The organism is Paracoccus sp. R12_2 (assembly GCF_017744015.1).
In the GTDB taxonomy this organism is placed as follows: domain Bacteria; phylum Pseudomonadota; class Alphaproteobacteria; order Rhodobacterales; family Rhodobacteraceae; genus Paracoccus.
This window is the reverse complement of sequence record NZ_JAGHRA010000021.1, coordinates 1-23,046: the sequence shown is the minus strand read 5'-3', so window position 1 is coordinate 23,046 and position 23,046 is coordinate 1. Positions and strand designations below refer to the sequence as shown.

General features: G+C 65.8%; 23 protein-coding genes. 15 read left to right on the top strand and 8 right to left on the bottom strand.

Features of this window, described 5'->3' with window-relative positions; all coding sequences use genetic code 11:
* Window positions 1-5: 5 nt before the first annotated feature.
* A complete protein-coding gene (locus tag J7359_RS18060; RefSeq protein WP_209058720.1) occupies window positions 6-635 on the top strand; it encodes an ABC-type transport auxiliary lipoprotein family protein in 630 nt (209 codons plus the stop codon).
* Here J7359_RS18060 and J7359_RS18055 read toward each other — a convergent pair whose 3' ends face one another.
* Complete coding sequence (locus tag J7359_RS18055) at window positions 636-1,652, bottom strand: LacI family DNA-binding transcriptional regulator (RefSeq protein WP_209058717.1); 1,017 nt, start codon at window positions 1,650-1,652, stop codon at window positions 636-638.
* A gap of 92 nt (window positions 1,653-1,744) precedes the next feature.
* On the opposite strand from J7359_RS18055, the gene J7359_RS18050 reads away from it, so the two are divergent.
* Genes J7359_RS18050 through J7359_RS18030 form a run of 5 tightly spaced genes read left to right on the top strand, consistent with a single transcriptional unit; the run spans window position 1,745 to window position 7,311 of the window.
* The gene (locus J7359_RS18050) at window positions 1,745-2,797 is read left to right on the top strand and encodes a sugar phosphate isomerase/epimerase (protein WP_209058714.1); all 1,053 of its coding nucleotides are present in this window, start codon (window positions 1,745-1,747) and stop codon (window positions 2,795-2,797) included.
* Complete coding sequence (locus J7359_RS18045; RefSeq protein ID WP_209058712.1) at window positions 2,794-3,888, top strand: Gfo/Idh/MocA family oxidoreductase; 1,095 nt, start codon at window positions 2,794-2,796, stop codon at window positions 3,886-3,888. Before J7359_RS18050 ends, J7359_RS18045 begins: the two co-directional genes overlap by 4 nt.
* Window positions 3,885-5,369 carry a sugar ABC transporter ATP-binding protein gene (locus tag J7359_RS18040; RefSeq protein ID WP_209058702.1) on the top strand — a complete coding sequence of 495 codons (1,485 nt, stop codon included), beginning with the start codon at window positions 3,885-3,887 and terminating at the stop codon, window positions 5,367-5,369. Before J7359_RS18045 ends, J7359_RS18040 begins: the two co-directional genes overlap by 4 nt.
* Window positions 5,366-6,334: an ABC transporter permease gene (locus tag J7359_RS18035; protein WP_209058699.1), complete on the top strand. Its 969-nt coding sequence runs from the start codon at window positions 5,366-5,368 to the stop codon at window positions 6,332-6,334. The genes J7359_RS18040 and J7359_RS18035 overlap by 4 nt, the downstream gene beginning before the upstream one ends.
* Before the next feature lie 17 nt (window positions 6,335-6,351).
* On the top strand, window positions 6,352-7,311 hold the full coding sequence (locus tag J7359_RS18030; RefSeq protein WP_209058698.1) for an ABC transporter substrate-binding protein: 960 nt from the start codon (window positions 6,352-6,354) through the stop codon (window positions 7,309-7,311).
* A 13-nt stretch (window positions 7,312-7,324) separates the two neighbouring features.
* On the opposite strand, the gene J7359_RS18025 is transcribed toward J7359_RS18030, so the two are convergent.
* Window positions 7,325-8,083: a gamma-glutamylcyclotransferase gene (locus J7359_RS18025; RefSeq protein WP_209058695.1), complete on the bottom strand. Its 759-nt coding sequence runs from the start codon at window positions 8,081-8,083 to the stop codon at window positions 7,325-7,327.
* Between the two features lie 99 nt (window positions 8,084-8,182).
* The gene (locus J7359_RS18020) at window positions 8,183-8,737 is read right to left on the bottom strand and encodes a cytochrome b/b6 domain-containing protein (RefSeq protein WP_209058691.1); all 555 of its coding nucleotides are present in this window, start codon (window positions 8,735-8,737) and stop codon (window positions 8,183-8,185) included.
* 136 nt (window positions 8,738-8,873) lie between these two features.
* Between J7359_RS18020 and J7359_RS18015 the strand changes: the two genes are divergently transcribed.
* From J7359_RS18015 to J7359_RS17985, 7 genes are read left to right on the top strand one after another with little or no spacing between them, the layout of a single operon-like run.
* Window positions 8,874-9,581 (top strand): CDP-alcohol phosphatidyltransferase family protein, encoded by a 708-nt coding sequence (locus tag J7359_RS18015; RefSeq protein WP_247740513.1) that lies wholly within the window; start codon window positions 8,874-8,876, stop codon window positions 9,579-9,581.
* Entirely contained in the window at window positions 9,578-11,119 is a 1,542-nt protein-coding gene (locus tag J7359_RS18010) for a sulfatase-like hydrolase/transferase (RefSeq protein WP_209058687.1), read from the top strand. The genes J7359_RS18015 and J7359_RS18010 overlap by 4 nt, the downstream gene beginning before the upstream one ends.
* Window positions 11,116-12,066 carry a lysylphosphatidylglycerol synthase transmembrane domain-containing protein gene (locus tag J7359_RS18005; RefSeq protein ID WP_209058685.1) on the top strand — a complete coding sequence of 317 codons (951 nt, stop codon included), beginning with the start codon at window positions 11,116-11,118 and terminating at the stop codon, window positions 12,064-12,066. The genes J7359_RS18010 and J7359_RS18005 overlap by 4 nt, the downstream gene beginning before the upstream one ends.
* A complete protein-coding gene (locus J7359_RS18000; RefSeq protein WP_209058683.1) occupies window positions 12,066-13,052 on the top strand; it encodes an ABC transporter substrate-binding protein in 987 nt (328 codons plus the stop codon). Before J7359_RS18005 ends, J7359_RS18000 begins: the two co-directional genes overlap by 1 nt.
* Window positions 13,045-13,839, top strand: coding sequence for an ABC transporter ATP-binding protein (locus J7359_RS17995; protein ID WP_209058682.1), 795 nt, complete (start codon window positions 13,045-13,047; stop codon window positions 13,837-13,839). Before J7359_RS18000 ends, J7359_RS17995 begins: the two co-directional genes overlap by 8 nt.
* A complete protein-coding gene (locus J7359_RS17990) occupies window positions 13,836-15,392 on the top strand; it encodes an ABC transporter permease subunit (protein ID WP_247740512.1) in 1,557 nt (518 codons plus the stop codon). The genes J7359_RS17995 and J7359_RS17990 overlap by 4 nt, the downstream gene beginning before the upstream one ends.
* Window positions 15,389-16,441, top strand: coding sequence for a glycosyltransferase family 4 protein (locus tag J7359_RS17985; RefSeq protein WP_348524418.1), 1,053 nt, complete (start codon window positions 15,389-15,391; stop codon window positions 16,439-16,441). Before J7359_RS17990 ends, J7359_RS17985 begins: the two co-directional genes overlap by 4 nt.
* 43 nt (window positions 16,442-16,484) lie before the next feature.
* Here J7359_RS17985 and ugpC read toward each other — a convergent pair whose 3' ends face one another.
* The 4 genes from ugpC to J7359_RS17965 all read right to left on the bottom strand — a co-directional run bounded on the left by ugpC (window position 16,485) and on the right by J7359_RS17965 (window position 20,624).
* On the bottom strand, window positions 16,485-17,591 hold the full coding sequence (gene ugpC / locus J7359_RS17980; protein ID WP_209058681.1) for a sn-glycerol-3-phosphate ABC transporter ATP-binding protein UgpC: 1,107 nt from the start codon (window positions 17,589-17,591) through the stop codon (window positions 16,485-16,487).
* A gap of 4 nt (window positions 17,592-17,595) precedes the next feature.
* Window positions 17,596-18,435 (bottom strand): carbohydrate ABC transporter permease, encoded by an 840-nt coding sequence (locus J7359_RS17975; protein ID WP_209058820.1) that lies wholly within the window; start codon window positions 18,433-18,435, stop codon window positions 17,596-17,598.
* A gap of 7 nt (window positions 18,436-18,442) precedes the next feature.
* Window positions 18,443-19,315, bottom strand: a complete 873-nt coding sequence (locus J7359_RS17970) for a sugar ABC transporter permease (RefSeq protein WP_209058680.1) — start codon at window positions 19,313-19,315, stop codon at window positions 18,443-18,445.
* Window positions 19,316-19,382: 67 nt separating this feature from the next.
* Complete coding sequence (locus J7359_RS17965; protein ID WP_247740511.1) at window positions 19,383-20,624, bottom strand: ABC transporter substrate-binding protein; 1,242 nt, start codon at window positions 20,622-20,624, stop codon at window positions 19,383-19,385.
* Between the two features lie 188 nt (window positions 20,625-20,812).
* On the opposite strand from J7359_RS17965, the gene J7359_RS17960 reads away from it, so the two are divergent.
* Together J7359_RS17960 and J7359_RS17955 are read left to right on the top strand one after the other, a co-directional pair.
* On the top strand, window positions 20,813-21,517 hold the full coding sequence (locus J7359_RS17960; protein ID WP_209058679.1) for a response regulator transcription factor: 705 nt from the start codon (window positions 20,813-20,815) through the stop codon (window positions 21,515-21,517).
* Complete coding sequence (locus J7359_RS17955; protein ID WP_209058678.1) at window positions 21,510-22,913, top strand: ATP-binding protein; 1,404 nt, start codon at window positions 21,510-21,512, stop codon at window positions 22,911-22,913. Before J7359_RS17960 ends, J7359_RS17955 begins: the two co-directional genes overlap by 8 nt.
* Window positions 22,914-22,923: 10 nt before the next feature.
* Here J7359_RS17955 and J7359_RS17950 read toward each other — a convergent pair.
* A partial coding sequence (locus tag J7359_RS17950) for a phosphate acyltransferase (RefSeq protein ID WP_280637529.1) occupies window positions 22,924-23,046 on the bottom strand: 123 nt, incomplete at its 5' end.

Genomic DNA, 23,046 nt, shown 5'->3' with positions numbered 1-23,046 from the left:
TGCCCATGTTTCGTTCCGCCGCCCTGCTTCTGTCCTTGACCGCTTTCCTGCCCGGTTGCGCGGCCCTATCCGCGCTGCAGGGTGAGCCGAACCGCGACGTGTTTGAATTGCGGGCCCCGTCGGTCGGGTCGGGGCAATGCGGTCGGGGCCGGCTGGCAGAGCTGGTGGTCGAGCCGCCGAAGGCGCGTGGCACGCTGGACAGCAACCGGATCATGATCCGCCCGTCTCCGTTGCAGACCCAGTATCTTCCGGATGCGATCTGGGGCGATCCGGTCCCTGCGACCTTGCAACGGCTGCTGGTCGAGACGCTTGGCGGATACGATGCCTTTACCCATGTCGGCCGCGCCCCGCTGGGGATTGCCGGCGACTATGCGCTGATCAGCGAGATCGGCGCCTTCAATGCCGAACTGGCTGGCGACGGCGCGCTGATCCGCATCGCGGTGGATGCCCAGCTTGTGCGGGAAAGCGACGCCACGGTTGTGTCGCGCGGCCGCTTCGCCAGCAGCGCCGAAGCCGCCAGCACCCGCACGTCGGACCTGATCCCGGCCTTCGACGCGGCAGCTCAGGATACGGTCCGCCAGATCAGTGCATGGGCACTGCGCGGGATCGGCGTCGATCCGGGCATGTGCCGCTGATCACCCCGTTGGTGCGGCTGTCGTTTCACGCAGCATCAGGCGCGGCTGCACAAGGGTCACGGGCATGATGTCACGACCGGCGATCCGGTTCAGGATCAGTTGCGCGGCCTGACGACCGATGTCGCGCTTGGGCTGGCGGATCGTCGTCAGCGCGGGGGTCAGATGCGATCCCATCTCGATATCGTCGAACCCGATGATCGACACGTCGCGCGGCGTATGAATGCCTGCGCGCAACAGCCCGGCCATGAACGCACAGGCCATCTCATCGGAAAAGGCAAAGATCGCGCGGGGCCGATCCCCGACCGGCAGATCCAGCCACATCCGCGCCGCGTCCTGCCCTGCCTGCAGGGTGAAATCGCCGGGAAACATGGTAAGCCGCGACGCGCCGACAACATCGCGAACGCCGCGCAGGCGCGCCTGGTGCAACACATTGGCCGGGGGGCCGCCGATCACACCGATATGGGCGTGGCCAAGCTTCAGCAGATGCCGCATCGCGATCCGTGCGCCCTCCTGATTGTCCAGCATGACTCCGGGCAGCGCCAGGCCCTCGACCCATTCGCAGGCGGTTATCACCGGCGGCAGATCACAGCCGGTCGGATCATCGGGCATCGTGACCAGACCGTCCAGCAGGATGATCCCATCGGCACGCGACGGATCCATGAATCGTTGCAGTGCGGTATCTCGGCCCTCACCCTCCAGCGTATCGGCCACCAGAAGGTCATAGCCTGCCCCGGCCAGTTCGCGGCCCATCCCGTCAAGGATTTTGGCAAAGAACGGATTGCCCAGATTCGGAACCAGCGCCACCACCGTCCCGGTCCGCTGCTTGCGCAGGTTTCGCGCCGCATGGTTCATGCGATAGCCGGTGGCGGACACCGCCGCGATCACGGCCTCGCGGGTCGGCTCGGCGACCATCGCCGGGTTCGACAGCACGCGACTGACGGTCGAGGCTGACACCCCTGCCAATCTTGCGACATCTGAAAGCCGGGCTCGGCCGGGGGGCGGGGCGCGCTTGTCCATCGCCAGAGGTTATGCCCGCGGCGACGGCACCGCAAGAATTTGTTTGCAATCGATTGCAGGGCAGTGCAGCCTAGTCGCAAGGGAGAGGAATCATGCAGACGATCAAGGGACCGGCGCTGTTTCTGGCGCAGTTCATCGGTGACGCCGCGCCATTCGACAGCTGGGGCGGGATCACCCGGTGGGCCGCCGATTGCGGCTATGCGGGCGTGCAGGTTCCGACATCCGATCCGCGGATCCTGGATCTGGACAAGGCCATCGAATCGCGCGTTTACCGCGACCAGTTCCTGGGCGTCGCGCAAGACAACGGCGTCGAGGTGACCGAGCTTTCAGCCCATCTGCAGGGTCAGCTTGTTGCCGTGCATCCAGCCTATGATGCAGGCTTCGACGCATTTGCCCCCGCCGATGTGCGCGGCAACCCTGGCGCCCGCCAGGAATGGGCGGTCGATCAGGTGGCCAAGACGATCCGCCTCAGCCATCTTCTGGGTCTGGACCGGATGGCGACATTTTCCGGGGCCTTGGCATGGCCCTATCTTTATCCGTGGCCGCAGCGCGCGCCGGGGCTGGTCGAGACCGCCTTCGACACGTTGGCGGAACGCTGGCGTCCGCTGCTGGATCTGGCCGAGGATCAGGGCGTCGATATCTGCTTCGAGATCCATCCCGGCGAAGACCTGCATGACGGCATCACGTTCGAGATGTTTCTTGACCGCGTCGGCGGGCACCGGCGGGCGAACATGTTGTATGATCCGTCCCATTACCTGCTTCAGCAGCTTGATTACCTGCAGAATATCGACATCTATCACGACCGGATCCGGATGTTTCACGTCAAGGATGCCGAATTCAACCCGACCGGCCGGCAGGGCGTCTATGGCGGCTTCCAGTCCTGGGTCGACCGGGCGGGGCGTTTCCGCAGCCCCGGCGATGGTCAGGTGGATTTCGGCGCCATCTTCTCGAAACTGACCGGCTACGGGTTCGACGGTTGGGCGGTTGTCGAATGGGAATGCGCGCTGAAGCACCCCGAAGACGGCGCAAGGGAAGGCGCGCGCTTTGTCCGCGACCAGATCATCCGGGTCACGCCGCACGCCTTCGACGATTTTGCCGCCAGCGATGTCGACCCCGCAGCGATCAGAAGGGCTTTGGGACTATGAAACCGATCCGGCTTGGCATGGTAGGCGGCGGCAGCGGAGCGTTCATCGGCGCGATCCATCGGATCGCCGCCCGGATGGATGGAAATTTCACGCTGGTCGCGGGTGCATTGTCATCTGATCCCCAGCGGGCGCAGGACAGCGCCGAAGATCTGGGCATTCGCGGCTATGACGATTTCGCCGACATGGCCAAGGCCGAAGCTGCGCGCGATGACGGGATCCAGGCCGTCGCCATCGTCACGCCGAACCACATGCACGCGGACCCTGCGGTGGCATTTCTGGACGCGGGCATTCACGTGATCTGCGACAAGCCGCTGGCCGCGACGCAGGAACAGGCAGCCCGCATCGCCGATGCCGCACGGCGCAGCGGCGCGCGGTTCTTCCTGACGCACAACTATTGCGCCTTGCCGATGCTGCGCGAGGCGCGCGCGATCGTGGCCGAGGGCGGCGTGGGCGATCTGCGCCTGGTGCAGGTCGAATATCTTCAGGGCTGGTTGTCCGACCCGGCGCAGGGAAAGCAGGCCGAATGGCGCACAGATCCCGGCCGCGCGGGCGCCGGAGCGCTGGGTGACATCGGAACGCATGCCTGGCAGCTGGCACAGTTCGTCACCGGGCAGACGCCCTCGCACCTGTCGGCAGAGGTGTCCAGCATCGTGCCCGGCCGGCCCATCGATGACGACGCGCGCTGCACGCTGCGCTATGCCTCCGGCGCGAAGGGCGGGTTGTGGGTCAGCCAGGTCGCGGTCGGGCAGGAAAACGGCCTGTCCCTGCGGCTGTTCGGCACGGCCGCCGCGCTGGAATGGCGGCTTTCCGCGCCCGAACGGCTGATTCTGACACCCAAGGACGAGCCGGCGCGCATCCTGACCCGTGCACAGGATCGCAGTCAGTCCTATCGCACCCCGCCGGGTCATCCTGAGGGCTATCTTGAGGGGTTCGCCAATCTCTACAGCGACATCGCCACGATCATCCGGGGCGATACCCAGCTCGCCGGCCGCGTGCCGGGGCTGGCTGATGGCCTGTCGGGTATGGCGTTCATCGCGGCGGCGCAAGCATCGTCTTCAGCCGACGGCGCCTGGGTCGAGGTCGCGACATGACCGTTCTGGCCCTGCATGACGTCTCGAAAAGCTTCGGTCCGATCGAGGTTCTGCACGACGTCGATCTGGCGCTGGATTCCGGTCAGGTTCACGCCCTGATCGGCGAGAACGGCGCAGGCAAATCCACGATCATGAAGATTTTGGGCGGGTTTCTGGATCCCACCGAGGGCCAGATCCTGCTGGACGGCAAGCCCGTCCGCTTTTCCAGCGGCCCCGAGGCCGAGGCGCAGGGCATCGTCGTCATCCATCAGGAATTCAACCTTGCCGCCGATCTCAGCGTGGCCGCGAATGTTTTTCTGGGCCGCGAGCCGGGTGGACTGCGGCTTGATCACAAGGCCATGCGCAGGGATACGGCCGCGCTGCTGGCGCGACTGGACACTCAGATTTCGCCCGACACGCTGATCCGCGACCTGTCCGTGCCGGATCGCCAGATGGTCGAGATTGCCAAGGCCCTGTCGCGCAACGCCCGCGTCCTGATCATGGACGAACCCAGCGCCGTCCTGACCCATCGCGAGGTGGGCACGCTTTATGACCAGATCGACCGTTTGCGCGCCGATGGCGTGGCGATCCTGTATTGCTCGCACCGGCTGGACGAGGTGGCGCATCTGGCCGACCGGATCACCGTCCTGCGCGACGGTCTCGTTGTCCGTCAGGCGATGCGGGGCGAGATGACCGAGGACGACATGGCCGCCGCGATGGTCGGCCGCGAATTGCAGGATTTCTATCCGCCCAAGGGTCGCCCCTCACAGGATCCCGCGCTGGATCTGCAGGGGCTGTCGGTTCCCGGCAGGGTCCACGATGTCAGCCTGACCCTGCACCGGGGCGAGGTTCTGGGCATTGCGGGGCTTGTCGGCTCGGGCCGCACCGAACTGGCCGAAGGGATCGTCGGCTTGCGTTCCGCGACCGGCGAGATCTGCGTGAACGGCCAGAAGGTCGCGATCCGCAATCTGCGCGACGCCTTCGACGCGGGGCTGGCCTATCTGACCGAGGACCGGAAAGAGGCCGGGCTGCTGCTGGACAAGGGGCTGACCCAGAACCTGACGCTGGCAGATCTGCCGCGCTTCGGTCTTTGGAGGCTGGACCAGCGGGCCGAAACGGAAGCCCTGGCCCACGCGACGCAGGAATTCGACATCCGCGCCCCCGACCCTGCGATGATCGCGGGCAAGCTGTCTGGCGGCAATCAGCAGAAACTGCTGCTGGCCAAGACCATGCTGCCGGACCCGCAGATCATCATCATCGACGAACCGACACGGGGGATCGACGTGGGCACCAAGCAGCAGATTTACGCCTTTATTCGCCGTCTTGCCGACGAAGGCCGCAGCCTGATCGTCATCAGCAGCGAGATGGCCGAGGTGATCGGCATAGCCGACCGTGTGCTGGTCATGCGCGAGGGGCGCATCGCGGGCGAAGTGACCGGCAAGGACATGACCGAAGACAAGATCGTCCGTCTCGCGATGGGCGTCAGCGGAGAGGCCGCATGAAACCTGACCTTCACACACTGGGCCCCCTGATCGCACTGATCGCGCTGATCGTTCTGGGCGCGCTTCTGAATTCGGCCTTTCTGGCGCCGGCCAACATCACCAATGTCCTGGCGCGTTCCGCCTTCATCGGGATGATCGCGGTCGGCATGACCTTCGTCATCACCGCCGGCGGGCTGGATCTGTCGGTGGGGTCGATGGCCGCGTTCCTTGCCGGCATCGCGATCATTGCCATGAACGCCGCCCTGCCGGGCCTGGGCGAGAATTGGGGCACCATCCTGATCGGGATGGGCGTCGCGATCTTGGGCGGCATCGCCGCAGGCTATCTGAACGGTGCGCTGATCACCAAGGCCAGGATCGAGCCATTCATCGTCACGCTGGGGACGATGGGGATTTTCCGGTCGCTGGTCACATGGCTGGCCGACGGCGGCACGCTGAGCCTGGATTACGGCCTGCGGACGCTGTACCGGCCGGTCTATTACGGCGGCATCGGATGGGTGACATGGCCGATCATCGCCTTCGCGCTGACCGCCTTCGCGGGCGAATGGATCATGCGGCATTCACGCTTTGGCCGCCATGTCGAGGCGATCGGCTCGAATGATCGCGTGGCGCGCTATTCGGCCATCGATGTCGGGCGCGTCCGGCTGCTGACCTATATGCTGCTGGGTCTGCTGGTCGGACTTTCGACCGTGCTCTACGTGCCCCGCCTCGGCTCGGCCTCGGGTTCGACCGGCGTCCTGTGGGAACTTGAGGCGATCGCCGCCGTCATCATCGGCGGCACCGCCCTGAAAGGCGGCCGCGGTCGCGTCTGGGGCACCGTCGTCGGCGTGCTGATCCTGTCGCTGATCGACAACATCCTCAATCTGGCGGATCTGGTCAGCCCCTATCTGAACGGCGCGATCCAGGGCGTCATCATCGTTCTCGCCGTCGTCTTGCAGCGAGAGAAACGCACCGCCGACGAGCGGTAATACAGGGAGGAAAATCAATGCAACGCAGAAACCTCATGAAGGCGGCCGCGCTTGCCGCAATCCTGGGCGGCGCTGGCGCGGCCTATGCGCAGGACGCCGACAAGAAGATCATCGGCGTGTCGATCCCTTCGGCGACGCACGGCTTCATGGGCGGCCTGAACTGGCACGCCCAGGACAGCATCGAAAGGCTGGGCGAAACCTATCCGCAGCTGGAATTCGTGCTGTCCACCGCCGGCGACGCGGCCAGCCAGGTCAGCGACATCGAAGACATGATGGCCACCCGCAACATCGACGCGCTGGTGGTCCTGCCCTTCGAATCCGAACCGCTGACCGCGCCTGTCGCCGCCGTCAAGGACGCGGGAAAATTCGTCACAGTCGTCGATCGCGGCCTGTCGCAGGACGGGATCGAGGATCTTTACGTGGCCGGTGACAACACCGCCTTCGGCCGCGTCGCGGGCGAATATTTCAGCGAGAACCTTGAGCCCGGCAGCAAGGTCGTCGTCCTGCGCGGTATCCCGACCACGCTGGACAACGAGCGCGTGGAGGCATTCCAGGCCGCCCTTGAGGGATCCGAGATCGAGATCCTCGATATGGAACACGGCAACTGGAACCGCGACGATGCCTTCACGGTCATGCAGGATTTCCTGTCGAAATACCCCGAGATCGACGCGGTCTGGGCCGCCGATGACGACATGGCGATCGGCGTTCTGGAAGCGATCTCGGCAGCCGGGCGCAGTGAAGAGATGTGGGTGATCGGCGGCGCTGGCATGAAACAGATCGTCGAAAGGATCATGAACAACGATCCGCAACTGCCGGTGAACGTGACCTATCCGCCGGCGCTGATTTCGTCCGCGATCGAGATGACGGCGCTGAACTTCGTGTCGAACGCACCGATGGCAGGCCGTTACATCATCGGCAGCCAGCTGATCACGCCCGAGAACGCCGAACAGTTCTACTATCCCGACAGCCCGTTCTGAGAACCCGCGTTGGTCAGCCCGGCCGCCCGCCATTTTCGGCGTCGGCCGGGCCCATCGCACGGATTTCGTCAGCCACCAGCGATTGCAGCCGCCACAGGTTGCGATCGTTGATTCCGAATTCTCGCAGATGCAGCACGGTGTTGTGCAGGTATTCCGCGCATGATCCGACCGGCCCGCAGGCTCGGGCCAGGATCGGCGCGACCTGATCCAGCGGCTTGCGGCTTTCCACCCGGTCGCCGCGCGGACCTGCCCAGAAGACCAGTGCCCGCACGCGCCCTTGCCGGGTATGGACCGGGATCCAGCGGATCATGTCCACATTCTGGTGAAACCGGATCTCGCGCAGCAGAAGCCGGCGCAACTGCGCATGACGGTCTTCATCGGGCAGCCGATAGATCACCCCGTCGCAGCGTCCCCCGCGTTCAAGCGCCATCATCAGGCCGTTCTGCTGGGGCGATCCGCGCCAGCGCGTCATGCGCAGGCAGAACGACCGGTGCCAGCCATAGGCCGTCGCCCGGCGATGGTCCACGGCGTCGAAATCCGGTTTCCAGATCAGCGACCCATAGGCGAAAAGCCACAGCGGATCATCGCCGCATTCACGCTCGTATCTTGCGGCAAGCTGATCCACCTCGTCCTCTTCAAGATGGGTCCAGCCCGGCTCGGGGCCCAGATCCGGTTCATCCCGCAAGCTGCGCCGAACCAGTTCGGGGGTCAGATCCATCGCCTCTTGCGCAGGGCGGGCCACCTGCCGGTCGTCCATGCTGTCCTTGGCCATCTAGGGTCCGTCACATTCCTGTCCTGCCCCTACTCTAACGATCATGCCGTGACAGGCCAGCCCCGCATGGGCGGCGATTTCACCCGCAGCGGCTGTGCCCTAGTCACGCGGTCGCACAGGCGGCCAGATCCGCGACCAGACGCCATCGCGGCGGATCAACCCATGCTGCAGTGCCGCGCCGATATGCACCGCAAGCACCGCGATCAGCAGCAATGCGGCAGCGTAGTGCAGACCCTTCGCGGCATCCGCCAGCGCCTCGGACTTGGCAAGCCACGGCCCCGCACCCAGACGATCCAGCAACTCGATCGGGAAACCGCCCGCGCGGACCCTGACGAAACCGCTGATCGGCATCACGATCAGCAGAAGATACAACAGCCAATGCGACACCGCCGCCGCGCTGCGCTGCCAGCCGGGCAGGGATGATGGCAAGGGCGGCGCGGGGTGGCGCAGACGATAGATCAGCCGCAACAGGATCAGCGGGATCAGCATGACGCCCATATTCTTGTGAAACAGGAACAGCGTGTCCTGAAGCGGCCGGGCGATCCCCTCTTGCGTCATGATCAGCCCGGCGGGGATCATCAGCAGCACCGCAGCCGCGATGATCCAGTGAAAAAGCCGCGCGGGCGTCTGGTAGCTGTTCGAATGCCGGGTCATCATGTTTCCTCTTGCGACGTCAGTCTAGCGCCCGCGAACCGTTCTGCCTAGCGCGACAAAGGCTCTGCTTGACGCTGCACGGGCTTCGCATAGGCTTGGCCGAATGTGTGCAACCCGCCCCGCCACTTCTGATCTCATGCGGCCCCCCGCTTCGATGTTGCCGCTGTCGCTGCAGCTGGCCATCTGCGCGCTGACAGGGGTCGCGGTGATGCAGCTGTGTCGCCATGGCGGCGCGGCGGGTAACGCGACGGGCTGGTGGATCGCTTCGGCCCTGTATCTGGCGGGATCGGGTGCTGTCCTGATGCTGATGCGCCGCTTTTATCCACATTCCCGGATCGGTGGCTGTAACGCCGTGACATTGCTGCGCGCCGCGCTGGTCGCCGCTTTGCTGCCGCCTCTGGCGGCGGGCGAGGCCGCGGGACTGACGGTTGCCGTCATCGGGGGGGCTGCCCTTGCGCTGGACGGGGTGGATGGCTGGCTGGCACGGCGCAGCGGTCTTGCCTCGGGGTTCGGCGCGCGGTTCGACATGGAGGTCGATGCCTCATTGGCGCTGATCCTGTCGCTGCATATCCTGTCGGGCACCAAGGTCGGGGCCGAGATCCTGTTGCTGGGGCTGACGCGCTATGTGTTCGTGGCAGCGGGTGTGGTCTGGCCTGCGCTGACTGCACCGCTGCCACCACGGTTCCGGCGCAAGCTGATCTGCGTGGTTCAGCTGGCGACACTGGTTCTGCTGCAATTGCCGGCACTGCCCGCGGATCTGACGATCTGGCTGGCCCGGCTGACGGGGGCCGCGCTGCTGTGGTCATTTGCCGTCGATATCCGATGGCTGTGGAGGCATGCATGACCCGTGCCCCGCTGCGTCTGACACTGGCCGCCGCCGTTCTGGCAGCCGTTCTGGCGCTGCCGCCGGTCAGCGGGCCCGGCATCCTGGTGATCGAACTGCCATTGCTGCTGGCCGCGTTGTGTCTGATCGGCGGGGTCACGCGGGTCGTCGTGACAGTCGCGCTGTCGCTGCTGGTCGTTCAGAAAATCGCCGATCTGGCGATGCAGCAGGCGCTGGGGCGCAGTTTCAACACGGTGGCAGACCTGCCGCTGATCCCCGCCTCGATGAACCTGATCACGGGCAGTTTCGGGCAGGTGGCGGCGGTCGGGGTCGCGCTGATCGCCGCAGTTGCGGCGTGCGGCATCATCTGGTCGATCTGGCGGGCGACCGGGCCTTGGGCCTCGCGCGACTGGCGGCCGCAAACCCGTCTGGCGGCGCTGGCCGTCTGCATCGTCACGCTGGCCCTGCCGATGGCCGGGCTGCACGCGGCGGATAACGGGGCCTATGCACTGTCGAAAATGCAGCTCGCCCGCCAGACCGTCGCAGATCTGCGGAACTTGCGTCGGGCGGCGGCAGAGGATCCGTTTGCAGGGCAAACGGGGCTTCTGGACCGGATCGACCGTGACGTGCTGGTGATCTTCGTCGAAAGCTATGGCCGGGCCAGTTTCGACGTGGACTTTCATGCCGAACGCCACCTGAAGACGCTGCGCCACGCGCAGGCACGGCTGCAAGGCACAGGGCTGTCGATGCGGTCGGGATTTCTGTCGGCGCCGACGCAGGGCGGGCAAAGCTGGCTGTCGCATGCCAGTTTCGCCAACGGGCTGTGGGTCAGCGACCAGACCCGCTATCGCGCGGTGCTGGCCAGCGGGCGTCAATCCATCTTCCACCTGGCCCGAGACGCGGGCTTCGCGACCGCCGCTGTCATGCCTGCCATCACCATGCCATGGCCCGAGGCGCAACGGATGGGGTTCGACCATATCCTGCCCGCTGCGGATCTGGGTTATCGCGGCAAGCCGTTCAACTGGGTCACCATGCCCGATCAGTTCACGCTGACAGCCGCCGACCGGATGTTGCGACGCGACCCGGACCGGCCGCATCTGTTCGCCCAGATCGCGCTGGTATCCTCTCACGCGCCGTGGACGCCTGTGCCGCATTTGCTGGCCTGGGACGAAATCGGCGACGGCACCGAATTCAACGCGATGGCCGTTTCAGGGGACAGTCCCCGCGATGTGTGGCGCGATCGGGATCGGGTCCGGCGGCACTATCGCGATTCCGTCGACTATGCGCTGCAGACGGCTTTGGAGTATGCCGAACGTCAGGGGCCGGACGGTCCGTTGATCTTTCTGCTGGGGGACCATCAGGCAGCACCAGGCATCGCGATGGACGATCGCCCCGATGTTGCGCTGCATGTCATCGGTCCGGAAAACCTGGTCGCGCGAACGTCCGACTGGGGGTTCACCCCCGGACTGATCCCGCCCGAGGGAAGTGACGCCATCCCGATGGACAGGATGCGCGACCTGATCCTAACCAGCTTTACCAGCGCCGCGGCGCCGTCATGAGGTTTCTGCGCGCAGCGATTGCCCTGTCGATGCTGGCGCTTGTGTGGATGGCGCTGCGGGGCACCGATGCCAACGCGCGACTGGCCGACATGTCCCCCGGATGGGCGCTGGCGGCGTTCGTCGCGCTCAGCGTGCAGACATGGCTTTCGGCCTGGCGCTGGCGGCTGACGGCCCGGCAACTGGGCATCCGGATGGGCGCGTTTCACGCGCTTATGGAATATTATCTTGGTCAGTTGGTGAACCAGATCCTACCGGGCGGCATGGTGGGCGATGTCGGGCGCGCCTTGCGCAGCGCAGGCCGGAATCGCAAGACACCCGCCGCGCTGGCCGTCATCTTGGAACGGTTCATGGGCAATGCGATGCTTGTGATCGTGCTGCTGGCCGCCGCCGTCACATCGTGGGCATGGCCGCTGGACCAGCCCCTGCCCCCCCATCTGCCCGCGATCCTGATCGCCGTGCTGTCGATCGCCGCCTTGGCGGCGCTGATCGTCGCCCGCGCCTCGGGCCGCGTCGCGGCGAACGTCCGGCATGCGCTATCGCTTGGTCTGCTGGCCCCCGGCGTTCTGCCGCGCCAGATCCTGCTGAGCCTTGGCACGGTGCTGACCAATATCGCCGCCTTCGCGCTAGCCGCCCGCGCCACCGGCAGCACGCTGCCGCCGCTGACCGCGCTGATCCTGATACCCCCGATCCTGTTCGCCATGATGATCCCGATCTCGGTCGCCGGCTGGGGCATCCGAGAGGGGGCGGCGGCGGCGATCTTTCCGCTGGCAGGACTTGGCGCCGGGGCCGGTCTGGCCGCCAGTGTGGCCTTTGGCATCTTGTTCCTGGCCAGCAGCCTGCCGGGCCTTCTTGCGCCCATATTGCGGCGCGGCGGGAACGCAACTGCGCATCGGGGTGTTTGCCCCTCAAGCTCTGCGCCGGACAAACCCAAGATGGAGGTTTCGTGATGTCTTCCCCCACCCTCACGCGGCGTGGGCTGCTGGCGGCGGCAACCGGCGCCGCCGTGTTGCCCTTCACACGCTATGCCGCCTTCGCCGCGACGCCGGTCAGCCTGCAGTTGTCATGGCTGCATTCGGTGCAGTTCGCAGGCAGCTATCTGGCGCAGAAGAACGGCTGGTGGCAAGACGCCGGTCTGGACGTGTCGCTGCTGCAGGGCGGGCCGAACGCGCCGGTCGAGCCCCCGGTCGTGTCCGGAACTGCGCTGGTCGGGATTTCGGCGGCCGACTACACCGCGGCGGCGGTGGCGCAGGGGGCAAAGTTCAAGATCATCGGCGTCGCGATGCAGAAGAACCCGTTTGCAATCGCCTCGCTGGCCGACAATCCGGTCGCCACACCCGCCGATCTGGAAGGCCGCAAGATCGGCATGGCGCTGGCCAACACGCCGGTCCTGCAGGCGCTGTGCACGCTGAACGATATTGATTTCGACGCGATCCAGATCGTGCCGACGCAGTATTCCGCCCAACCCCTGGTGTCCGGCGAGGTCGATTGCCTGCTGTGCTGGGAAACCGACCTGCCCGTCGCGATGGCCATCAACGGCATCGACGCGCAGACCATGCTGATGGCCGATCACGGCTATGCGGTCCATTCCCAGACCTATATCGCGACGCAAGACAGCCTGCGCGACCGCCGGGCGGAACTGGTCGCGCTGATGTCGGGCGAGGCACGCGGATGGGACGCCTATCGCGGCGACACCGACGCCGCGGCCGAACTGACGGTGCAGATGTTTCCGGACGCCGGTCTGGACCTGCCCACGCAGAAGCTTCAAGCGGAACGTCAGGTGCCGCTGATGTTTTCCGACCAGACCGACCGGTACGGGTTCGGCTGGTTCAGCGACGACAGCGTTCAGGCCAATATCGAAACGCTGGCCCTTCTTGGGCGCGAGGTCACGCCCCAATTGTGGGATCGCTCGATCCTCGAAGAAGTCCATGGCTGACACCGACGGCCGCGCACGGATTGTCTGCACCGGACTGGGCAAGGCGTTTCCCGGCGGCCTGCGCGCCGTCGCGCCGCTTGATGTGTCCTTCGACGCAGGCGCCACCACGGCGCTGGTCGGACCGTCGGGCTGCGGAAAATCGACGCTGCTGCGGTTGATCGCCGGGCTGGAGGAACCCAGCGAGGGCGAGGTGCGCATCGACGACCTGACCCCCGACCGCCAAAGGTCGCGGGGCGCGATCTCGGTGGCGTTCCAGGATCCGTCGCTGCTGCCATGGCTGACCGTCCGCGCGAATGTCGCGCTGGCACGGAAACTGGCGCGACAGCCGCCCGACCCGGTCCTGGTCGAGGATCTGATCGGTCTTGTCGGCCTGTCGGGGTCCGAGGAAACGCGACCCGCCGCCCTGTCGGGCGGCATGCGCCAACGCGCCGCGATTGCCCGGGCGCTGGCGACGCGGCCGCAGATCCTGCTGCTTGACGAACCCTTCGGCGCGGTGGACGAACTGACCCGTCGGCAACTGGCCCGCGACCTGCCGCCGCTGTGGCAGCCACGCGGCACGACGACATTGCTGGTCACCCATTCCATCCACGAGGCCGTGACGCTGGCAGACCGTATCCTTGTGCTCAGCCCGCGCCCGGCACGGATCGTCGCGGATATCGCCGTGCCGCTGCCGCGTCCGCGCGGCCCTGAAATGACGGACAGCGCCGAGTTCCGCGCACTGGTGACCCGAACCTCCGAGGCGCTGGCGCAGGGCGACGCCGACAACGCCCCGATGGCGGCGCAATGATGCGCGCGGCGGCCGTCGGCCCGCCGCTTCTGGGGGGGGGCATTCTGATCCTTGGCTGGGTTGCCCTGGCTGCCGCCCTGCAAGGCGGACATCTGGTTGCAGGTCCGACCGAGGTCGCGAGGTGGATCACCACCAATCCCGGCCTGATCGGACGCGCCTTAAGCGCCACCCTGGCCAATGCCACGCTGGGGTTTCTGGCGGGTAATCTGGTCGCCGTCGCACTGGCCGCGGTGGCGATGATCTGGCCGCGCCTTCTGAACCTTGTTTCGGGATTGGCGCTGGTGGTCTTCTGCCTGCCGCTGATCGCGACCGGCCCGATCCTGCGCGTCCTGATGGGCCCGGGCGACGGCCCGCAGATCGTCCTTGCCGCACTGGCAGTTTACTACACCACCCTGATCCCGCTGTTGACCGGGCTGCGCGCGACGCCCGCCGTCTGGCTGGACCTGGTCCACAGCTATGGGCGCGGCCGCTGGTCCGAATTGATCCATGTCCGCGCCCGAGCCGCCCTGCCCTATCTGTTCGCGGGTCTGCAGATCGCCGCACCGGCCGCGTTCCTTGGCGCGATGGTGGGCGAATTCACCGGGGCAGAACGGGGCATGGGCGTCTTGACCATTCGCTTCATGCGCGCGCTGGACGTGCCGGCGCTGTGGGCGATCGCGGCGCTGGCTGCGGCGGTGTCGATGGCAGTCTATGCCGCGATCGGCGCGCTGGCGCGGGCGGTCCTGCACGACCGGCCGCCGGTGATCCTTGCACCGCCGCGCATCATGGGGGGTTCCCGTCCGGAACGGGTCATGCAGCCCATCCTGCTGGTCGCGGTGGTGCTGGTGTTGTGGTGGGGCGCCATGGCGCTGCCGGGCATGAATCCGTTTTTCGCCAAGTCTCCTCTGGACGTGATGGCCGCGCTGACCACGGCGCCCCAGGCCGCCGCGACCCGCGACACGTTGTGGGCGGCACTGGCCGAAACGGCGGTATTCCTGCTTCCCGGCTATCTGGCCGGGTTGATCCTTGGCGCGGGATTGGCCGTCGCGCTGGTGATCGTGCCGAACCTGTCGGCGCTGGTCATGCCGATCGCCGTCGCCCTGCGGTCGGTGCCGATCGTCACGACGGCCCCGCTGATCGTGCTGTTTCTGGGGCGCGGCGCGCTTGGCACGATTTCACTGGTCGCGGTGATGGTGTTCTTTCCGACGCTGGTTGCTTGCCTGCACGGGCTGCGCCAGGCGCCGGGGCAGATCCTTGACGTGTTCCATACCTATGCCGCCGGGCGGCTGCGCCAGATGGCGCATGTCCGTCTTCCCGCGATGCTGCCCGCGCTGTTCGCCGCCGCCAGGATGAGCGTTCCTGCCGCGATCCTTGCCGTTACGGTGGTCGAATGGCTGACCACCGGTCGCGGTCTGGGCAGCCTGATGGCGCTTTCGGCTTCGGTGTCGGACTATAACATGCTTTGGGCAGCGGTCGTCGTGGTCACGACGATTTCGGCCGTCTGCTATGCCGGTGTCGCAGCCGTCGAACGGCGCATCCTGTCCATCTATGCCCCCGAACAGGTCCGCCGGTGATCCCCGCCGCCTTTGCGATCCCGGGGGATATCGACACCCTGACCGGCGGCTATTTGTACGAAAAGCGGCTGCTGTCGGGCCTGCGCGAACTGGGACACGACATGCAGCATCTGGAACTGCCTGCCAGTTTTCCGGATGCCGGTCCCGACGACATGGCATGCGCGGTCGGCATGTTGCGGTCTCTGGACCCGGCCCGCCCGCTGATCCTTGACGGGCTGGTGTCCGGCGCCATCGACCCCTCCGGGCTGGCAACTGTTCGTGCCCCGGTGATCGCCATGGTCCACCACCCGCTGGCGGAAGAAAGCGGGCTGAGCGCTGCGCGCCGCGCGCAGCTTCTGCAGACCGAGCGGGAAAATCTGCGACTGTCGCGGCATGTGCTGGTTCCCAGCCCGCATACGCGCCGGATCCTGATCGACCGCTATGACGTGCCGCCCGCAAAGATCACCGTGGCCCGGCCCGGCGTGGACAAGACACGCCTGCCCCGCGCACCGGTTAGCCCACCCCTGATCCTGTCGGTCGGCATCCTGCATCCGCGCAAGGGCCATGACGTGCTGATCGCGGCCCTGACGCGTATCGCGCATCTGGACTGGCAGGCGGTCATCGTCGGCAATCCGTGGGACAGATCCCATGCCGCCGCCTTGCAGGACATGGTGAACGCCAGCCCTGTCGCGGCGCGGATCCAGCTTGCTGGCCGCGTCGACGACACCCGGCTGCGGCGCCTTTACGCCCGCGCATCGGTCTTTGCACTGGCGACCAGATACGAGGGATACGGCATCGTCTTCGACGAGGCCTTGTTGAACGGATTGCCGGTCGTCAGCTGCGACACCGGGGCGGTGCCCGAGACGCTGCCGACCGGCACAAGATTGCTGACACCGACCGACGATCCGGCGGCGTTTGCAGCGGCGCTGGACCGCATCCTGTCTGACGGGGCCCTGCGGGAACGGCTGACCCTGGCGGCTGAAGCGGCAGGTCAGGCCCTGCCCGATTGGCGCGACACGGCGACGACCGCCAGCAAGGTCATTGCGGCGGTCGCAGCTTCGGAACGCTGAGCGCAGATCGCGCGACGATCCACGCCGCGCGAATGTCTGACACTCAGTTCAGGCGGCTGCCGTCCTGTGGCGAGAAATAGGACACTTTCGACAGGTCGAACGCCAACGGAAATCGCGTCTTCGCCGCCACCGCGCTTTCGGCGCGCAGCCGCGCGGTCACCGGTTTTCCGCCCAGATGCGTGACGGCAAATGTATCCGCGCCGGCGGGCTCGACCACGTCGATCATCACATCGCCCCCCGCACCTTGGGCATTTTCGGGCAGATGCGCCTGTCCGGTCGCCTCGTGGATATCTTCGGGACGGACACCCAGAACGATTTCGGCCGGCAGATCGCGCGCGACCGGATCGGTGATGACCAGCGGCTCGGCCCCGTCACGGTCGATCTCGATCCGGGTCACGCCGTCCTGCGGGCGCGCCCGCGCCGGGATCAGGTTCATCGCCGGGCTGCCCATGAAATCGGCCACAAACATGTTGGCCGGGCGGTTATAGATTTCCGCCGGGGTGCCGATCTGCTGGATCACGCCCGCCTTCATGACGACGATCTTGGTGGCCAGCGTCATCGCCTCGATCTGGTCATGGGTGACATAGACGATGCTGGCGTTCAGATCCTGATGCAGCTTCTTGATCTCGGTCCGCATGCTGACGCGCAGCTTGGCGTCAAGGTTGGACAGCGGTTCGTCGAACAGGAACAGCTTCGGATCGCGGACCAGCGCCCGGCCCATCGCCACGCGCTGCCGCTGGCCGCCGGACAGCTGGCCCGGCTTGCGATGCAGAAGCTGTTCGATCTGCAACTGACCCGCCACCTCTTTCAGCTTGCGGTCCTGCGTCGCCTTGTCCACGCCGCGCACCTGCATGCCGAAGGTGATGTTCTTGGCCACCGACATGGTCGGGTACAGCGCATAGGACTGGAACACCATGGCGATGTCGCGATCCTTGGGGCTGACGCCCGTCACGTCGCGGTCGGCGATGCGGATGGTGCCGCCGGTGATCGGTTCCAGCCCCGCGATGCAGTTCAGCAGCGTGGACTTGCCGCAGCCCGAGGGGCCGACCAGCACCAGAAAGTCGCCTTCCTCGATGCTGATATTGATGTCGTGCAGGATATGGGTTTCGCCATAGGATTTCTGCAGTTGGTCGATTTCGAGGATCGGCATGGGATCACCCTTTCACGGAACCGGCGGTCAGACCGCGGATGAAGTATTTCCCGGCGACGACATAGACCAGCAGCGTGGGCAGCGCGGCGATGATCGCGGCGGCCATGTCCACATTGTAGGCTTTGACGCCGGTGGTGGAGTTGACGATGTTGTTCAGCGCGACGGTCACGGGCTGGCTGCCCGGTCCGCTGAAGCTGACCCCGAACAGGAAGTCGTTCCAGATCTGGGTGAACTGCCAGATGACCGAGACGGTGATGATCGGCAGCGAGATCGGCAGGAAGATCGACCAGAAGATGCGGAAGAAGCCCGCCCCATCGACCTTGGCAGCGCGCACCAGCTCCTGCGGGATGGTGACATAGTAGTTGCGGAAGAACAGCGTGGTGAAACCGATCCCGTAGATGACATGCACGAAGATCAGCCCCGGAATCGTCCCCGCAAGGCCCATCAGGCCCAGCATCCGTGCCATCGGCATCAGCACCACCTGGAACGGGATGAAGCAGCCGAACAAGATCGCGGCGAAGAACAGGTTCGCACCCGGAAACCGCCACTGGGCGAACACATAGCCGTTCAGCGCGCCGACGATGGTCGAGATCATCACGGCGGGCACCGCCATCAGGACGCTGTTCCAGAAGAATGGCCGCAATCCTTCGCATTGGGTACCGGCACAGGCACTGGACCAGGCCTCGATCCACGGTTGGAAGGTCAGACCGCGCGGCAGCGCAAGCAGGCTGCCGGTACGGATTTCCTCAAGGCTTTTCAGCGACGTCGTCAGCATCACGAAAAGCGGCAGCAGATAGAACAGCGCGAACAGGATCAGGATGCCGTACAGACCCCAGCGCAGCATGGTTGTGTTACTGGTCACGGCGCGGCCTCAATTCGCTGTAAAGATACGGGACGACGATGGCGAAGATGACCATCATCATGATCATTGCGCTGGCGGCCGCCTGACCCAGATCCCCGCGCGAGAATGCCATCGCATACATGTAGGTCGCGGGAAGGTCGGTGGCATAGCCGGGACCACCATTGGTCAGCGCGATGACAAGATCGAAGGCCTTGATGGCCAGATGCGCCAGCACGATGAAGGCGGACAGGAAGATCGGCGCCATGGTCGGAATGATGATCGCCGAATAGATCCGGCGCGTCGGGATGCCGTCGACCTGCGCGGCACGGATGATCTCGGTATCCACCGATCGCAGGCCCGCCAGGAACAGCGCCATGACAAAGCCAGAAGCCTGCCAGACGGCGGCGATGACGATGGTATAGATCGCCATTTCCGGCCGGATCAGCCAGTCGAAGGCAAAGCTTTCGAACCCCCAGCCGCGGACCATTTCCTGGATACCCAGACCCGGGTTCAGGATCCATTTCCACGCCGTGCCGGTCACGATCAACGACAGCGCCATCGGGTAAAGATAGATCGTGCGCAGGACACCTTCGGCCCGGATCTTCTGATCCAGGAAGATCGCCAGCATCAGTCCGATCAGCATCGAGATGATGATGAACAGCGCCCCGAAGATATAGAGGTTGTTCATCGCGACGTCCCAGCGCGGCGAGGCGAACAGCCGGGTGTATTGCCCGAAGCCATCAAGCTCGTATCGCGGCATCAGCTTGGATCGCGTCAGGCTGACCCATGCGGTCCATGCGATGAAGCCATAGACGAAGATCAGGATCGCGACGAAGGACGGCGCAAGCACCAGCTTGGGCACGTTGCGTTCAAGCCATTCCATGTCCGGAGGTCCCCCCAAATGATAAGGCCCGCGCCGAAACGCATCGCCGCGGGCCGTCTTTGCGTGATTACATCTGCGAGGCGGCGACGGCGTCGGCCAGTTGCTGCACCGCGTCCTCGGACGACATGTCGCTGTTGAAGAAGTTCGTCACGACATCGGTGATCGCACCAGCCTGCGCACCGCGCAGCGCCATGCCGTGGGCATAGGACGGCAGCAGCGATCCGTCTTCGGCGTCAGCGCTCATGTCCTGGTTGGACTGCTTGGCGCAATCGTCGAACTCGTCCAGCGCCACATCGGTGCGGGCGGGAATCGATCCCTTGTTCAGGTTGAACGTCTTCTGGAAATCGGGGCCCATGATCAGCTTGGCCAGCAGTTTCTGACCCTGCTGCTTGTCCTCACCCTCGACATTGAAGAAGGCAAAGCTGTCGACGTTGTAAAGGAACCCGTTGCCCGGCGTCGGCCAGCAGACGAAATCCACCCCCGGCTGCTTGCCGGCGGCCAGGAACTCGCCCTTGGCCCAGTCACCCATGATCTGGAATGCCGCCTCGCCGTTCATCACCATGGCGGTGGCAAGGTTCCAGTCGCGGCCCGAGAAATTGTCGTCGACATAGCCGCGCAGGGTGCGCAATTCGTCGAAGACGCCCTTCATGGTGTCGGACTTCAGCGCCTCGGGGTCCAGATCGACCAGCGCCTTCTGGTAGAAATCGGCGCCCTGCCCCAGCACGACGGTTTCGAAGATCGTCGCGTCCTGCCAGTTCTGGCCGCCATGCGCCAGCGGCGTGACGCCCGCCTCTTTCAGCTTTTCGGCGGCGGCATTGAATTCTTCCCAGGTCGTCGGCTGGGTGATGCCGTGTTCATCCAGGATCTGCTTGTTGCCCCAGATCCAGTTGACGCGGTGCACGTTGACCGGTGCGGCACACCACTGGCCTTCGCATTTCATGTGTTCGGCCAACTGCGCGGGCAGAACATCGTCCCAGCCATTTTCCTCGGCGACCGAGCCGATATCGGCCAGCCCGGTTTCCTCGTACCATTCCTGGATCGCCGGACCTTTCAGCTGCACGGCGGTCGGCGCGTTGCCGGCCAGAACGCGGGCGCGCAGGGCGGTCATCGCGGCATCGCCGCCACCGCCGGCCACCGGCATGTCGGTCCAGGTGCCGCCTTCGGCCTTGAACTGGTCCTGCAACACGGCGACGGATTTCGCCTCGCCGCCCGATGTCCACCAGTGCAGAACCTCGGCTGTCGGCTCGGCCATCACCGGGCCAGCCAGCATCATGGCGGTCGAAGCCGCCAGAACGGATTTCATATACATGGATCCTCCCAGATCTTTGTTGCACGGACTCGCGGTCCGCGTCGGCGATCATCATGCCAAATCCACAGCCATGACGACAACGCGGATCAGCCATGCGTGCAGCAGAAATCCCCGCGCCACGTTACAAACTGTTACGAAGCCTTGCGCGTGGCTGCTAAGAACGCCCTGAATGCGCGGAGGATACCCCGATGAGCCTGCACCGGCTGCTGATCGTCGAAGATGACGCCGAGATGGCGGCGATGCTGGCCGCCTATCTGCAACGGCAGGGATTTCACGTGACCTGCACCGAAAGCCGCGCGGCCGCGCTGACCGCGCTAAGCGCAGCCCGGGTCGATCTGATCCTGCTGGACGTGTCCTTGGGTGACGATGACGGGGTTGCGATCTGCGCCGAGATCCGCGCGGCGCAGGATGTGCCGATCATCATGGTCTCGGCCTTGTCCGCGGATCATCAGCGGATGGCGGGATACGAGGTCGGGGCCGACGACTATATCGCCAAGCCCTTCAACCCCGAACTGCTGCTGGCGCGGATCCGGGCGGTGCTGCGCCGCGCCCATCGCGCACCCAGCCTGACGCATCGCCGGCGCGATGCCGTCTGCCGCTTTGCCGACTGGCGCTATGACGCCCGGCGCGACGAGGTCACGGCGCCCGGCGGTTGGCAGGTCGCGCTGTCCGCGCGCGAGACGGCGCTGCTGCGCGTCTTCCTGGCCAATCCGCTGATCCCGCTGAGCCGCGAGGAAATCGCCGCCGCGCTGGACGATGACGAGGCCGCCGAAGGCCGCGCGATCGACATGCTGGTGGGCCGGTTGCGGCAGAAGACCGATACCGCGCTGATCCGGACCGAACGCGGCACCGGCTATGTTTTCGCGGCCGAGGTGACGCGCAGCGATGTTTAGGCGTCTCAGCCTGCGCTGGCTGGCCAGCCTTTGGGTGGTTCTGGCGATCATCGTCGGCGGCGCCGGCGTCTGGGTCTGGATGTCCTCGGAAACGGCATGGCGCACGCATCTGGTGCAGGCTTATGTCGCCGGGCTGGCGCTGCATGACAGCCTGCTGAACGGCGGCGCCCTGCCCGACGGGCTGGAGGTGACGCAGCTTGCCGTGCCACCTGTGCTGCCCGCAGGCTGGCGAGAGACGCGGATCAGCCTGACCGGCGGACGCCCCGACATGGCACAGGGTCCGCGCCTGTCGGTGCGGATCCAGTCGCCGGATATCCAGTATCCCGCCGCCGAGGTGCAAAGTTTCGGCGGCGGGTCACAGGCCGCGGGACTTGCCTCGGTCACCCGCACCCTGGCGCGGTTCTGCACCGAACCGCGGCTGTTCGTGCAGCTGGACGACGGGATCTGGAGCCGGATCGACGGCATCCCCGTGTGGGGCTGCGACGCCGCGCCGCCGGACCGGCGCCTTTTGGCCGCAGCCATCCTGATCGGCGGGCTGGGATTGCTGCTTGGCTGGGTTGCCGAGGTATCGTCCGCCTTCAGCAATTTTGCCGCCGCCCTGCGCGATCACCGCGCCCGCACCGCGGCCCTGCCCGTCGGCGGCGTCGAAGAACTGCGCCAGACCGCCGAGGCGGTGAACGCCTATGTCGCGCAGGACCGCGCGGCGCTGGAAAACCGCGCGATGGTGCTGTCCGGCGTCAGCCACGATCTGGGAACGCCGGCGACGCGGCTGCGGCTGCGCAGCGCGTTGATCGAGAACGACGAGCTGCGCGCCAAGCTGGAACGTGACATCGACGAGATGACCAGCATGATCGACGGCGTGCTGACTTATACAAGGGCCGAGATCGGATCCGAGCCCTTCCGGCAATTGTCGCTCAACTCTCTGGTCGAGGCGGTGGTCGCCGATTATCAGGACGTCGGCCTGCCGGTCCGGATGGTCGCGCCGCCCGCGCGACGCACCGGCGCCGGCACGTTGTTCGCGCGTGCCGCGTCGCGCGAGATGCCCGATCCCCATACGATCCTGATGCGCGGTCAGCCGACCGCACTGCGACGTGCGCTGTCGAACCTGATCGACAACGCCCTGAAATACGGCCGCGAGGCCGAGGTCGCAGTGGACGGCGATGCCGACGACGCGTGGATCACCGTCACGGATCGCGGGTCGGTCCTGACCGGGGACGATCTCGACCGGCTGACCGGCGCCTTCCAGCGTGGCCGCAACAGTGCGGATGCATCGGGCGTGGGGCTGGGACTGGCCATCGTGTCCACGGTCGCCTCTCAGCATGGCGGCGATCTGCGTTTTCAACGCGCGGACGCGGGCCTTTCTGCGCGTCTTCAGCTTTGCCGGTTCTGGTCCTGAGGTTCTCGCGTCATTTCCTGATTGTTTGTATATTTGTTATGACTGCGGCGTTGATGATGTCTTTTGTTGTGCATCCTCGCGACAGGTCGTTTGCGGGTTTTGCGAGGCCTTGCAGGATGGGTCCGATGGCGTC

Coding starts and splice junctions, on each gene's coding strand:
- J7359_RS18030 (WP_209058698.1), top strand. CDS start 6,352: ATGCAACGCAGAAACCTCATGAAGGCGGCCGCGCTTGCCGCAATCCTG.
- J7359_RS17955 (WP_209058678.1), top strand. CDS start 21,510: ATGTTTAGGCGTCTCAGCCTGCGCTGGCTGGCCAGCCTTTGGGTGGTT.
- J7359_RS18005 (WP_209058685.1), top strand. CDS start 11,116: ATGAGGTTTCTGCGCGCAGCGATTGCCCTGTCGATGCTGGCGCTTGTG.
- J7359_RS18045 (WP_209058712.1), top strand. CDS start 2,794: ATGAAACCGATCCGGCTTGGCATGGTAGGCGGCGGCAGCGGAGCGTTC.
- J7359_RS18050 (WP_209058714.1), top strand. CDS start 1,745: ATGCAGACGATCAAGGGACCGGCGCTGTTTCTGGCGCAGTTCATCGGT.
- J7359_RS18000 (WP_209058683.1), top strand. CDS start 12,066: ATGTCTTCCCCCACCCTCACGCGGCGTGGGCTGCTGGCGGCGGCAACC.
- J7359_RS18015 (WP_247740513.1), top strand. CDS start 8,874: ATGCGGCCCCCCGCTTCGATGTTGCCGCTGTCGCTGCAGCTGGCCATC.
- J7359_RS17965 (WP_247740511.1), bottom strand. CDS start 20,624: ATGTATATGAAATCCGTTCTGGCGGCTTCGACCGCCATGATGCTGGCT.
- J7359_RS17960 (WP_209058679.1), top strand. CDS start 20,813: ATGAGCCTGCACCGGCTGCTGATCGTCGAAGATGACGCCGAGATGGCG.
- J7359_RS18055 (WP_209058717.1), bottom strand. CDS start 1,652: ATGGACAAGCGCGCCCCGCCCCCCGGCCGAGCCCGGCTTTCAGATGTC.
- J7359_RS17990 (WP_247740512.1), top strand. CDS start 13,836: ATGATGCGCGCGGCGGCCGTCGGCCCGCCGCTTCTGGGGGGGGGCATT.
- J7359_RS18020 (WP_209058691.1), bottom strand. CDS start 8,737: ATGACCCGGCATTCGAACAGCTACCAGACGCCCGCGCGGCTTTTTCAC.
- J7359_RS17975 (WP_209058820.1), bottom strand. CDS start 18,435: ATGCTGCGCTGGGGTCTGTACGGCATCCTGATCCTGTTCGCGCTGTTC.
- J7359_RS17970 (WP_209058680.1), bottom strand. CDS start 19,315: ATGGAATGGCTTGAACGCAACGTGCCCAAGCTGGTGCTTGCGCCGTCC.
- J7359_RS17995 (WP_209058682.1), top strand. CDS start 13,045: ATGGCTGACACCGACGGCCGCGCACGGATTGTCTGCACCGGACTGGGC.
- J7359_RS18035 (WP_209058699.1), top strand. CDS start 5,366: ATGAAACCTGACCTTCACACACTGGGCCCCCTGATCGCACTGATCGCG.
- ugpC (WP_209058681.1), bottom strand. CDS start 17,591: ATGCCGATCCTCGAAATCGACCAACTGCAGAAATCCTATGGCGAAACC.
- J7359_RS18060 (WP_209058720.1), top strand. CDS start 6: ATGTTTCGTTCCGCCGCCCTGCTTCTGTCCTTGACCGCTTTCCTGCCC.
- J7359_RS18010 (WP_209058687.1), top strand. CDS start 9,578: ATGACCCGTGCCCCGCTGCGTCTGACACTGGCCGCCGCCGTTCTGGCA.
- J7359_RS18040 (WP_209058702.1), top strand. CDS start 3,885: ATGACCGTTCTGGCCCTGCATGACGTCTCGAAAAGCTTCGGTCCGATC.
- J7359_RS18025 (WP_209058695.1), bottom strand. CDS start 8,083: ATGGCCAAGGACAGCATGGACGACCGGCAGGTGGCCCGCCCTGCGCAA.